The sequence below is a fragment of the Streptomyces sp. NPDC028907 genome, assembly GCF_055564995.1.
In genome coordinates, this window is sequence record NZ_JBVHVE010000023.1 from 23,044 (window position 1) to 35,578 (window position 12,535).

Below are 12,535 nucleotides of genomic sequence, written 5' to 3' on the forward strand. Positions count from 1 at the left end.
CCGAACCGGTCCGTGCACCGGTCAGAACCGACATGTCCGGGCCCTGGGTGCGAGGCGGACTGGTGCGCGTCACAGTTTTGGCGACACCTGGGAGAACACCACAGGCCCTAGGCGCGGCAGGTGATGTCGGCGCTGGGCAGGCGGCCCGTGACCAGGTAGGTGTTGACCGCCTTGGTGGCGCAGGCGGGGGTGCCGGGGATGCCGTACACGCCGTGATCCCGTCCGCCCTGGACCATGACGAGGCGTGAGCCGCGCAGGGCACGGTGCATGGCCCGGCCGCTCGCCGCCGGTGTCTGGGAATCCCACTGGTTCTGCAATATGAGCGCGCCCACCGTGTTGTTGACACGCGTGGCCGGTTCGGCGCCGCGCGGCCAGAAGGCGCAGGGAGTGATGTTGGAGGTGAAGTCCCCGTAGAGGGGGAGGCGAGCACCGTCGCGGAGGGCGTCGTACCGGTAGCGGGACGGGTCGCGGGGCCAGGAAGCGGAGTTGTCGGCGCACATGACCGCCCAGTGGAGCGCGTTGACGCCGGCGTCGAAGGGGTCCGCGGGGCCGTCGGACGGCTGCGGATCCGGGCGGGTGGCCCGGGCCTTGCGGAGGCTGACGACGTCACGGGCGGCCTGATAGGGGTCGTAGAAGAACATCGACCGCATCGACGCGCGGATGTCGGCACCGGTGACGGCCCGGTCTGCGAAATCGGGGTCGCTGCCGTTGTACTTGAGCGGCGTGCGGTCGGCGCGGGCGATCAGCTTGAAGAACGCGGCGCGGACCTCCGCGGGAGTGTCACCGAGGTGGTAGGTGCGGTCCCGACGGGCGACCAGGCGGGTCCAGTCGCGGAACGCGGGCTCGACGCTCTCGGCCAGGGCCTGGTACGTGCCCCGGCCGAAGCGGTTGGGGTCCACCGAGCTGTCGATGACGATTCGGTCGCTGCGGGCCGGGAAGAGCTGGGTGTAGACGGCGCCGAGATAGGTGCCGTAGGACAGGCCGTAGTACGAGATCCGCTTCTCACCCAGGACGCCGCGGATGACGTCCATGTCCCGTGCGGTGTTACGGGTGGTCAGATGCGGCAGCCGGGCGCGGTCCCGGGCGACGCACTTCGCGGCGAAGCTGCGGGCGAGAGCGGTGTCCCTGCGGAAGGACGCCGGCTGGTACACGCGTGGCCAGTTCAGCTCGTTCTTGGTGAGACCGCAGTTCAGGGGGCTGCTGGCGCCCGTACCGCGCGGATCGAAGCCCACGAGGTCGTACCGGTCCCGGACGCTCTTGGGCATGACTTCCTTGTACGTCACGGGAGTTCCCAGACCCCCGCCCCCCGGCCCTCCCGGGTTGGACAGCAGCACACCACGCCGTTTGCCGGGCACGCTTGTGCGCAGCCGGGAGATCTCCAGGCGCAGCGTGGGTCCGGCGGGCCGCTTGTAGTCGAGGGGCACCTTGATGGTCGCGCACCGTAGGTCGGCGGGGTACTCCCCGTCGGCGCCGCAGCGGTGCCAGGCGGGGCGCTGGTCGTAGTAACGGTCGAGGGCGGAGGCCGGGGGACGGGCGGGTTCGGCCGCTGTCGCCTGGGCGGTGGGAATGCACAGGCTGACGATCAGTCCGGCCGCGAGGGCGGCCTTGTGTGCGGTAGGCATGACAGGGACTCTGCTTCACCACCCGACCGCCCCGCCTCGGCCGAACAGCCAGGAACGAAGGCGATCGCCGGGGCCCCTCTGGCCGAAAGGCCGAGGGACGCGCGCCCGGTTCGTGGCCGCTGGTGCGTCTCCTGGATCGGGGTGAGCCCTCGGGTGGCCGAGGTCCGGCAATGCGTCAACTTCCTTGCCGCACGGTGGGGATGAGGGCGATGACTTCCCAGCCGTGTTCGTTGCGTGGGCCGGTGTGCAGTGTGCCGCCGAGGGCGGTGACGCGTTCGGTGAGGCCGACGATGCCGAAGCCTCCGCCGCGGGCGGCGTACGGCACCGGGGCGCCTGCGCGGCCGTTGTCGCACACCGTCACGCGCAAGGTGTCGTCGGCGTGAGCGAGGGCGACGGTGACTTCGGTGGCGTCGGCGGCGTGGCGGCGTACGTTGGTGAGGGCTTCCTGGGTGACGCGGTAGGCGGCGGCCTGCACTTCGTGGGGCAGGTTCCGGGGCAGTGAGGCGTCGCGGTGCAGTTCGGCCTTGAGGCCGGTCGGTCCGCTGAACGCGTCGACCAGTTCCGCGAGGGCGTTCAGGTCGCCCACCGGGCGGCTCTCGCCCGGCTGGAGCCGGGCTGTCTGCTCGGGGCCGTCGCGCAGGATGCCGACGGTCAGGCGCATGGAGTCGAGGGCTTGGGTCGCGGCATGCTCGATTCCGGCCAGGACCGGGTCGAGGCGGCCGGGTTCGGTGGTGGCCATCATGCGGGCCATCTGCGTCTGGACGAGGATGCCGGTGACATGGTGGGCGACGAAGTCGTGCAGGTCGGCTGCCATGGCGAGGCGTTCGGTGCGGCGGGTCTCGGCGACCGCGACGCCGCGTCTGTGGTCCAGGCTGCGCAGGTAGCCGCCGAGGCCGGCGGTGATGCCGGTCAGCAGCGCCACGGCCAGCGCCAGCCCGAGGATCAGGATGTCGTCCTGGGTGCCGGTGGCGTAGAAGCGCAACGGCGCCGCGATGGCCGCCGCGCCGGTGAGTACGGCGCACAGGCCCGCCCGTCGTGGTGGGCAGGTGCGGACGGTGATCATCAGCAGGCAGAGCAGGATCGCCACCTCACCGGGGCCGAACATGCGTACCGGCTCGGTCGTCGTGGCGACGGCGGTCAGCGCCAGGGAAGCGCCCGCTGGTGCGGCGGCGCGCAGTTGGGGGGTGAGCCACGCGGGCCGGTGGGCGCGGGGCCACAGGACGGCCGCGAGGCCGAGTGACAGGAGCAGGAGCACCGGCCAGAGGGTCTTGCCGTTGGTGACGGCGATGAGCACGTCCGCGGCGGCCAGCAGGACCAGCGTGGTGCTGCCCGCCACACGCAGGCAGGCCTGCCGACGGGTCCGCGTCGTGGTGAGGTCGGCTGTCGCGGGCGGGAGATTCACATCGGTCACCTTAGGAGGAGCCGTCGGCTCTGCCTCGGCCGAGGCAGACGGCAGGCGTGGACGGCCCGCAGGTGTGTGCGGCGGGCCGTTCCCGGTGACGGTGCTCAGTCGGCCGTCTGGGCCGGGTCGGCCGTCACCTTCCGCAGCAGGGGTCGGCTGGCGCCGATGGCGGCGAACATCGCCAGTGCCCCGAGGACCAGGCACACGACCAGTTGCACGGCGCCGGGGTTGTCGATCAAGGAGTCGGGCGGCTTGTTGATCTGGTAGGAGCCGTAGATGCCCATGGCGGTGGTGCCGCCGGCCAGGACGACCAGGGGGAGGGCCGTCTCATGGACCCGAGCCAGGTTCAGCACCCGCAGCGGGGTGCCGGCCAGTCGCAGGAGGCCATAGACGCGTCGCCGGTCGAGGACGTTCGCGGCGGCGGTGAGACCGGCGGAGGCGGTCGCCAGCGCGAAGCCCAGAGCCAGGGTGGCGATGGTGACGTCGGAGACGCTGTCGGCGAAGCCGCGTTCGATGCCGGTCGCGTAGTCCTTGGAGTAGGGCGGGTGACCCGTGCCGACGTGGGTGAGGGCGGTGAGGGCGGCGTCGATCTGCTCCGGGCCGCCGGGGACCTCGGCGATCACGCCGGGGCTCCCGCTCAGGAGACCGAGGTAGTCGTCCTTCTTGCCCACGGTCACGGTCGCGGTGACACCCGCCCGGTGCAGCAGTGTGCGCACCTCGGTCGCGGAGTGCCGTGCCTCGGCGGTGTTCGCCGTGAGGACGGCGACCTGGTCCCGGTACTGCGAGCTGTCGGGGCCCAGCATGTTGACGGAGAAGAATCCGGCCGCGAACCCGGCCAGGACCAGGCCGCTGACGGTGCGCCAGGCGCCGCGCGGGTCGTCGCTGAGCCGTCGGGCCGCCAGCAGCGTGGCCGGATGCTTGGCGAAGCGGCCCGCGATCCGGCCCAGCCGGTCCACCACCCACGGGCCGAACAGCCAGAACGCGCCGTAGAACATCAGCGGTAGGGCGATTATCAGCATGGGGTTGAGCTGGCCGTCACTGCTGAGGGAGTACTGGACGCAGGCCAGGGCCATCACGAACAGCACCAGCCGGATCATCCGGGTGCGGCGCGGGTTCGCCTGCTGGGCGACGCCGAGCGGCGAGGTCGCCACCTGGCGCAGCATCGACACCGCGCTGAAGGTGATGAGCGCGACGACTCCGAGGACGACCACCGCCAGACAGGGCAGTCCCACCCACAACTGGCTCGTGTACCAGCCGCCAACGCCGAACGGCACCTCGGCGAGCGCGGGCAGCAGCGCCACATAGGCCAGCGCGCCCGTCAGAGCCCCGGCCGCGCCGACAACCGCCGCCTCCACGGCGGTCATCGCGAGGATCTGCCGCGGGGCCGCCCCCGCCAGCCGCAGCGCGGCGAGCCGCTGCTCGCGCCGGGCCGCCCCGAGCCGTCCGGCCGCCGAGGACAGCACGATCACGGGCATCACCAGCAGCCCCACGCCCAGCACGGCCACCAGCTTCTGGTCGCCGTCGGTGAACACGCTCGGCTTGCTCCCGGTGAACCCGGAGACCACGGCCCGGGCGGCCTGGCCCTCGCCGAACCAGTTCGGGTCCTGCGCGCTCGCCGAGGACATCGCCGGGTCGCCGGGCGCCCGGCCCACCACGGCGACCAGCTCGTCCGGGAAGGCGAGACCGGCCGCGCCGATCGTGCCGTAGGACGCCGGTTTCGGGAAGCGGTCGGCCAGTTGGCTCGCGGGCAGCTTGTGCAGCAGCTTGGCCAGGGCGGGGGAGACGTACACCTCGCCCTTCTTCGGGAAGGCGCTCAGACCGGGCGGGGCGGGGGTCGCCGCACGGTCGGGCAGCTGCGCCAGGGAGACGACGCTGATGCGCTCGCCGCGGACGTACGTCGTGGCGAGTGCCTGGACGGCGGTGCCGTGCTTCGCCGGCTGGGGTACGCGCCAGGCCGTCTGCTCGGCGCGGGCGCCGGAGCCGAGGGTGGCGGCGATCATTACCAGTAGTACGAAGGCGCCGACGGCGGCGGCGCCGGCTGCGAGGAGGTGGCTTTGCAGGCCGCGGCGGCCGGAGGACCTGGTCAGATGCCAGGTCAGGGGGAGGACGGGGGAAGGCATCGGCATCTCCGCTGAGAAGGGCGGGCGGGAAGGGTCAGGCGACGGTGTACTGGGTGTGGCTGCTGATGCGGCCGTCGCGGACCTGGAGGATCCGGTCGCAGTGGGCGGCGATGTCGGCGTCGTGGGTGACCATGACCAGGGCGGCGCCCTGCTCTCGGGTGACGGAGGTCAGCAGTTGTACGACCTCCTCGCTGGTGGTCTGGTCGAGGGCGCCGGTGGGCTCGTCGGCGAAGACCACGTCCGGCTCGATGACCAGCGCGCGGGCGATGGCGACGCGCTGGGCCTGGCCGCCGGACAGCTGGCCGGGCCGTCGCTGTTCCAGGCCGGTGAGGCCGAGCGGCGCGAACCAGCGGCGGGCCCGTTCGACGGCCTGCTTGCGGGGCATGCCCTCCAGCATCAGCGGCAGCGCGACGTTCTCCTCGGCGGGCAGCTCGGGCAGCAGCTGGCCGAACTGGAAGACGAACCCGAACCGCTTGCGGCGCAGCGCGCTGAGCTTGTTCTCACCGAGGTTGTCGATCCGCTCGCCGCGCAGCAGGACCTGGCCGCCGTCGGGGCGGATGATCCCGGCGAGGGTGTGCAGGAGGGTGGACTTCCCGGACCCGGACGGGCCCATGATGGCCAGCGAGTCGCGCTCGCCGACCTGGACGTCCACCCCGGCCAGCGCGGTGGTGGAGCCGTACTTCTTGATCAGGCCGTGTCCGGCCAGGACGATGCTCATCATGTGCCGTGGCCCTCTTCCGGCGCTCGCCAGGGCCTTGTGCCCGCCGACCTGCCTGTGGTCCGGGCCCCGGACAGCGAGTGGGTGCCGACACCGAGAAGGGCGGTGACGGCAGCCGCACCCCCGACGGCACCGATGAGCAACCTGCGCCGCATCACGTACTCCTGATGTCTGTGGCGCCCCGAGAGTCGGGGCGGAGGAAGTGGCTCCACCCTCGCTCGCGGCTGCGGGCGCGCGCCTCGGCCATACGGCCAGGCTTCGGGTGTTGCCCTCGGCCGTTCGACCGATACCGCCGCGGTCGGCGCCGCCGGCGTAAGTGCCATGACGTGGGCGCGTGTCCGTGGCTCTGGCGCCGTGACCGGACACGGCTGTGCAATGGCGCCGCACATGTCGGGCCGGGAAGAGGGGCAGCCCGTGGACCCTGCCGCCGCCGTGCCGCCCGCCGACGCGCGCATTCGGCGGGCTCGGCCTCTTCCTCAACAAACGCTCGCATGCGGGCAGGGCCGCGTAGGAGGGGCCGCCAAATCCCATCGGCCGCAGACACCTCATCACCGCGGGCATGCCGCAGCAGGCGGCCACCGTCGCCTCGTCGCCGCCGGAAGCACCTTCACCGCGTGGGCCACCGCCCAGATCCTGCTCGGCATCGGCATCGGCATCGGCACCGCGCTGCTCTCCCGAGCCTCCCCGCCGTCATCGCGACGTCGCCCACCCTGCCTGACGCGCCCGCGCGCCGGTCGCCGGAGTCCTTGCCGAGTGCAACTGATGGACGGTGCTGGACGGCAGCGAACGCAACCAGAACCGCAACCAGGGGATTCAGTTCCCGCTCACGTCCTGAGCCAAGCGCTGAGCAGTTCGTCGGGACCGTACACCGCCTGAAGGCCGGAACAACCGACCCCGCTGCGGGAGACCGCCACGAGCGGTACCGGCTCGTCGGTGATCGCTGCGCGGTGCTTCTGCAGCGCGGCCAGGTCGTGGCTGTCGAACGCGGAGTTCTCCAGCCACTTGACCGAGCCGAGAAAGAGCAACTTCTTGGCCACCGGCTGTCGGTCGGCGCCCACCAAGTCGATTTCGACGTCGTTGCTGCGGGTCCAGTACCCGCCGATCGCCGGAGCGGCGGGCAGGGAGTCGTCCGGAAGGAGGCGGGCGAGGGAGTCCCGGACCAGGGGTTCGATCGCGCGGCCCCGCCAGCTCGTCCACTGCTCCTTGATCCGGCTCAGCGTGAGATCTCCCCGCATCCGCTCGATCTCCGCCATGTGCGGATCGAGGAACGCGAGCCAGAAGCGCAGGTAGGGGTCGGCCACCCGGTAGCGACGTTCCTTCGACGGCCTCAGTGAGAGCGGCAACTCGGCGGCCACGACCCTTTTCGCGCTCAGAACGTCGGTGGCTCGGGTGAGAGTGGTGTGGGCGATACCGCCCGCCGCGCGAGCGATGTTGGTGAAGGTTCGTTCCCCGGATCCGATGGCCCGCAGAACCTCCCTGCTCATTGCCTGCGGTGGAAACTCCGCGGCCAGTGACCGTTCGGCGGAGACCAGCAGCGCCGAGATGGGGTTGTCCAGCGAGTCTCGGAGGAACTCCCAGACGTCCGCTCCGGCCCGCCATTCGGCGCAGATCAGGGGGAGTCCCCCCGTGATCAGAGCGGCGTCGAACGCGGCCGCCGGAGACAGGCCGAGCATGTCGCCGATGTCGGCCGGGTTCAGGGGTCCCACGATCATTTCCCGGCCCCGCTGGTGAAAGGGGCGGTCGTAGCTGTTCAGCGCCTCCATCATCGACAGATCGGACCCGACCAGGAGAAGAAGCACCGGCTTACGGCTGAGCAGTCGGTCCCATGCCCGCTGGAGCATGCCCTCGAAGGCGTCGATGCGGTCCATGAGATACGGAACCTCGTCGATGACGACCACGCTCGGGGTGTCGTCCGGAAGGATCTCCGCGAGCAGCCTGAACGCCGCGTTCCACTGCCCGGGGGTCTCCTCCGAGAACAGTCCCCGCTCCGGCAGGGTGGATCTGGCGACGGCGTCGAGCAGCTCAGTCAGTTCGTCCTCCGCCGTGCCGCCCGACGCGGTGAAGAAGAGGTACGGCGTTTCGGTGCGCCGCAGGAACTCCTCGACGAGGCTGGACTTGCCGACCCGCCGCCTTCCGCGCATGAGGATGCATCGTCCCGGTTTCGCCGACCCGACGGCATCGTGAACCGCCTGCAGTGCGTTGCCGAGCACGTTCAGCTCGCGGTCCCGCCCGATGAAGCGATGCATGGAAAAGCCTCCGGTGCCGATAGTATCGGCAGAGATACTATCGGCATCGATACTCTTCCCTCTCTCCCCTGGTTCGGGCATGAGGCCCATGACGCTCCGGATACGGAGAGGGGGCAGATGGCTCGCGCCCCCGGCGACGGCCGATGTCCGTCGCGAAAGGCATTGGCTGCCGAACGGGGTCGGGTCCCGGTGCGGTCGGCGTGGCCTTGAGCAGCCGGTCGAGGCGAGCTGCCGCAGGGCGAGCTTGGGCACCTCCGCGCTGCGGGCGCGATCGCCGATGCCACCTAGGGACCCCGGGAACACCCGCTGTGGACAAAAACCAGGACAACGAGGTCTGAGGACAACGTCGAAGGGCCCTACCTTGCGGTGGGGCCCTTCGACATCGTGCCCGGTGAGGCACTGGCGGAGGATACGAGATTCGAACTCGTGAGGGGTTGCCCCGAACACGCTTTCCAACTGTGGTGGTGGGGTGGTGGGCGTCGTTCGGGGGCGTTCACCTGGGTTCATGGGCGGTTGGCCACCAGCGTGGGGACGGCTCCGGGTCTCGCCTGAACGGCCGTGAATGGGGCTGAATGAGACGGAAACTGAGACGGCCGCGTTCCTTCGCAGCACCGGAGACGGCCCGTGGCCGACTGCCGAAGTCACCGCCATTCGTGGAGCTAAGCCGCCTTGGAGCGCGCCGCACTCATGCCTGAGGCGGGCTCCTGCGCATCGTCGAGTAGGAAGATCTCGTCTTCCCTGAAGTCTGGGGCCTGGAAGGGGTTTGTCGTCGGAGGCGGCGATGCTGCAGTGGAGCAGTGGGGTTGCTCTTCCGGAGCGGAGAACAGCGACGTTGGCTCGATGAGAGGTCTCTCTTTCGGTACAGGTCCCTGATGGGGCCTGGCGTGCCGTGACCGGGCACAGTGGTCCTACAGCTTGGTCATCTTGGCGTACGGGCTCAAGATCCGCATTTGCGCCGAGCCGAAATCCACCAGCGCCGCGATTCCGTCCTCGATGCCGGTTACCCGGCCGAGACCGTACACGTCATGTGTGACCTGGTCGCCCGTGGCGAAGTGCTTGGGAGCCGGTGTGACCGGGGCCTTGAAAGGGCTGGTAGGCAAGTGACGCTTCAGTGCAGCAGGCTTTGTCATGACTCAGTATGAGCCTACGTTTATCCCGCTCGCTGTGGCCGTCGGCACAGATCCGGACGAGAGTAACCGCGTCATGCCACTGACCTGCGGTTTCGAGACCTGGTGAGGCGAAACTCGGTCCTAACCTCCTTCGCTGACCGTGGCTGATCTCTGCACCTGGCACGGTTGGGGCACGAACCTCAGCCGACGACAGTCAGCCACGATGGTGAGGCGCCGACCGATCAGGCGGGCGGGCGCTCCAGCCACGCCCACCGGCTGCGGTCAGCTACCGGCTCGTGTCGTCGACCAGAGCAAGCCGTGGCGGCCGGCCCGTGAAAGCAACTCAGAGGGTGCCTGACCCGCAAGGCTCTCAGCTTGGGAAGCTGCGGGCATCGAGGGTCTGCTGTAGGCGCTGACCTGCTCGAACGGCCGACTCGCCACCCTTGCGGGCGCGGCTGCTTTCACCGTGATTCCCTCCTGTTCCCCGCTCGTTCTGGTGCGCTTGTGGTGCGGTCACTGTCGACGTGGGGCTCCGTGAATCGTCGTCTCTGGAAGCGCCTCAGAGGTGTTGCTTGGCTGCTCTGACCAGTCGGCTGATGTCGTCACGGGTCCGTACCCTGGCACCGTCGAGTTCGGTTCTGCTGTCTCTCTTGGAGAGCGCCGTGACGTCTGCGAGCACGTCCTCTGCGGCACGGCTCAGCGTCTCGTCATCGGTGAGCATCTGCACGCGGAACAGTGCCTCTTGGGCGATGGAGCGTAGGTCGTAGGCGCGGATCCGCACCGTGTCGGGGTCCTCCGGTGGGGGCTGTTCGTGCTCGCAGAACCAGAGGTGAACCAGGCAGCGGCGGTAGTTGACCAACGCGCCGGCGTAGGCGGAGTAGGCATCGAGTCGTTCTTGCCGGAGCTTCTCGCGGCGGGTGAACTGGTGGCTTCTGTCGGTGGTGCGCTGCTGGAATGCCAGGGTGATCCCCGACCCAAGCAACGTCCCCAGAACGGCTATGCCGCTGGCGATGATGGTCTCCACACCTCAAGCTGATCACGCACAATCGACCTCCGCGCCCAGCAACCCAACTTCGATGCCAACACGCTTTCCAACTGTGGTGGTGGGCTCCGGGGCTGTGAACGGGGCCGTTCACCTGCGTTCATCGGCGGTCGGCCGTGGAAGCGGCCACCGCCTTCGGCCGCGTCTGAACGGCCGTGAACGGGCTGAATGAGACGGAAAGTGAGACGGTGCCGCCGGGCCAGGCGCTCAGATCTTCCCAGGTCTCGCTTAGCCTGCCTGTGCCTCGTCCGCCAGCGAGGCGAGGTCGGCGGTGTCTTCGGACGGTGGTGCCTCGACGGTCACCGGCTGGTTGATGTCGAGGAATGTGATGGTCAAGTCGAGGGGGGCACCGTCGATGAACTCGAGCGGCTTGCCCTCGGTGCCGCCCCGTGTGGCGCGCGTATCGCCCCGCATGCGGAACTGCTTGGTGTCGTTGTCGTCGCCGATCCACAGATCCATGGTGAGCGTGTCGTCGATGCGCAGCATCATGAACTGATCAAGGTTGTCGATCTGGCGCTCCCGAGCCGCCTTGTTCGCGGCAGCGTCACGAGCGGCACTGATACCGCGACCGGTGACCGTTCCTCTGTAGTGAGTGGTCCGGGTGCCGTCGATCGTCTCCGTCCCGATCCTCCGCACGTCCTTGGAGGCGGTCAGGATCGTGGACTGCACGGCTGGGTTACCTTCGATCGGAGTCGGCAGTACCCGGTAGGACTTGTTGTCCATCGCGCCGCGTCCCCATACAGCCGGACCGGCGCTGAACCAGCTCTTGCCGTCCAGCTTCTCGGAGTCGATCCCGCTCCCGCTGACGTACATCAACTCGTCGACGAACCGGATCTCTAGCTGGCCGTCTCTGCCCTGGTCGGTCGCGTTCATCTTCATCTTCATGACCGGCGGTTCTGTGTGCATGGATGCCTCGGCCTCCAGCCGGCCCTTCTCCGGCACGGTCCCGGTGACCCGGTAGTGGAGCGACGTGATGCGCTCGGAGTTCGCCGCCGCCTTCGCCACGGCCGTCGCGGGCGTCACCCTGGGCGAGCTCTCATTCGCGGAGTCACTCGCCGAGCCCCCTCCGCAGGCGACCGTTCCCCCAGCGAGCAGCACAGCGGCGAACGTCGCGCTCGTCACTCTGCGCGGTACGCAACCATGCGATGAAATCCTCACAATTCCCCCCGGAATCATGGTGCTGACCTATTACCAATGGCGGTGAGCGTATCCCGGCGTGAGTCCTGTGAGTCGCTGGGTTCTGGTGAGTCATGCGCGACGCCGCACATGCCTGCCCACGCGAGCTGCTGCGGCTTCGGGCTCTCAGCTTGGGAAGCTGCCGGCATCGAGGGCCCGTTGTAAGCGCTGACCTGCTCAAACGGCACGTTCGCGGCCTCTGCGGGACCGGCCGCTTTCCCTGTGATTCCCCCTGTTCCCCGCTCGATCTGGTGCGCTTGTGGTGCAGTGCTCAGGGCACGTTGTCATCAGGTTGCCGGTCTTGGCCGAGGCTTCTGCCTCTCCTGGCGGCTGCGCAACGACCGGCGCAGGTCGATCTTTCCACGACGGCAGTCGGGTCAGTACTGTCCCCACTAGCGTCTATCTGATCGGCAGGGGGACATGTCAGGAGAGCTGTTCACCTTGATGGGTGTGCTCGTCGGCGCAGCTGCTTCCTACGTCGGCGGAGCGTTGATGGAGAGGTCACGGTGGCGCCGCCAACTCTCGACGAGGTGGGACGAACGCCGCTTGGAGGCTTACCTCCGATATGCCGACGCCATCAAGAGGTTCACGTCGGTGGCCGGCCGCCTGGCAGCAGGTAAAGGGCTCTTCGACTTGCCCCAACCACTGCCCCGGGACGTCGGTTTGGAGCGCTTGGCTGACGCTGAACTGGAGCGTGGGTACGCCTTCGAGGCCGTCCTCCTCATGGGAGACGCCGACACCATCTCGGCAGCAAGGACGCTGCAACGCCATGCGTGGGTCCTGGAGCAGTTCGTTCGTGAGATGCGCTCTGGTACGGAGGAAGACTGGACGCGGGCATTCAGACAGTTCCAGGAGAAGCGCGACGAGTACTACATCGCGGCGCGTAAAAGCCTGGGCGTGTACGCAGCGTTTCGGCTGCGAGCCGAGGACCCGGTCATCCTCGGACAGGACCCTCGCCAGCTGTAGAGCAACCGAGGCGCAGCGCGGATGGATCGGCTGCGAAGGCTCTCCAGCCGACGACAGACATGATCGTCCACACGCTTTCCAACTGTGGTGGTCGGACATCGGGGTGGGTGCAGGGGCGTTCGCCTGCGTTCATG

At 69.2% G+C, this 12,535-nt stretch carries 9 protein-coding genes; 1 reads left to right on the top strand and 8 read right to left on the bottom strand.

Features of this window, described 5'->3' with window-relative positions:
• Positions 1–107: 107 nt before the first annotated feature.
• From ACZ4UU_RS41900 to ACZ4UU_RS41935, 8 genes are all read right to left on the bottom strand, one after another.
• The gene (locus ACZ4UU_RS41900) at positions 108–1,622 is read right to left on the bottom strand and encodes an alpha/beta hydrolase (protein ID WP_471908699.1); all 1,515 of its coding nucleotides are present in this window, start codon (positions 1,620–1,622) and stop codon (positions 108–110) included.
• A gap of 175 nt (positions 1,623–1,797) precedes the next feature.
• A complete protein-coding gene (locus ACZ4UU_RS41905) occupies positions 1,798–3,033 on the bottom strand; it encodes a sensor histidine kinase (protein ID WP_471908700.1) in 1,236 nt (411 codons plus the stop codon).
• Positions 3,034–3,128: 95 nt separating this feature from the next.
• Entirely contained in the window at positions 3,129–5,144 is a 2,016-nt protein-coding gene (locus tag ACZ4UU_RS41910; protein ID WP_471908701.1) for an FtsX-like permease family protein, read from the bottom strand.
• Between the two features lie 34 nt (positions 5,145–5,178).
• Entirely contained in the window at positions 5,179–5,862 is a 684-nt protein-coding gene (locus ACZ4UU_RS41915; protein WP_471908697.1) for an ABC transporter ATP-binding protein, read from the bottom strand.
• An 824-nt stretch (positions 5,863–6,686) separates the two neighbouring features.
• The gene (locus ACZ4UU_RS41920) at positions 6,687–8,108 is read right to left on the bottom strand and encodes an ATP-binding protein (protein WP_471908702.1); all 1,422 of its coding nucleotides are present in this window, start codon (positions 8,106–8,108) and stop codon (positions 6,687–6,689) included.
• 908 nt (positions 8,109–9,016) lie between these two features.
• Entirely contained in the window at positions 9,017–9,238 is a 222-nt protein-coding gene (locus ACZ4UU_RS41925) for a hypothetical protein (protein ID WP_471908703.1), read from the bottom strand.
• 538 nt (positions 9,239–9,776) lie between these two features.
• Positions 9,777–10,241 (bottom strand): hypothetical protein, encoded by a 465-nt coding sequence (locus ACZ4UU_RS41930; RefSeq protein ID WP_471908704.1) that lies wholly within the window; start codon positions 10,239–10,241, stop codon positions 9,777–9,779.
• Positions 10,242–10,487: 246 nt separating this feature from the next.
• Positions 10,488–11,435 carry an SCO4651 family lipoprotein gene (locus tag ACZ4UU_RS41935; RefSeq protein WP_471908705.1) on the bottom strand — a complete coding sequence of 316 codons (948 nt, stop codon included), beginning with the start codon at positions 11,433–11,435 and terminating at the stop codon, positions 10,488–10,490.
• Positions 11,436–11,855: 420 nt separating this feature from the next.
• Here ACZ4UU_RS41935 and ACZ4UU_RS41940 point away from each other — a divergent pair, with 420 nt between their 5' ends.
• Positions 11,856–12,401, top strand: a complete 546-nt coding sequence (locus ACZ4UU_RS41940) for a hypothetical protein (protein WP_471908706.1) — start codon at positions 11,856–11,858, stop codon at positions 12,399–12,401.
• Positions 12,402–12,535: the final 134 nt, after the last annotated feature.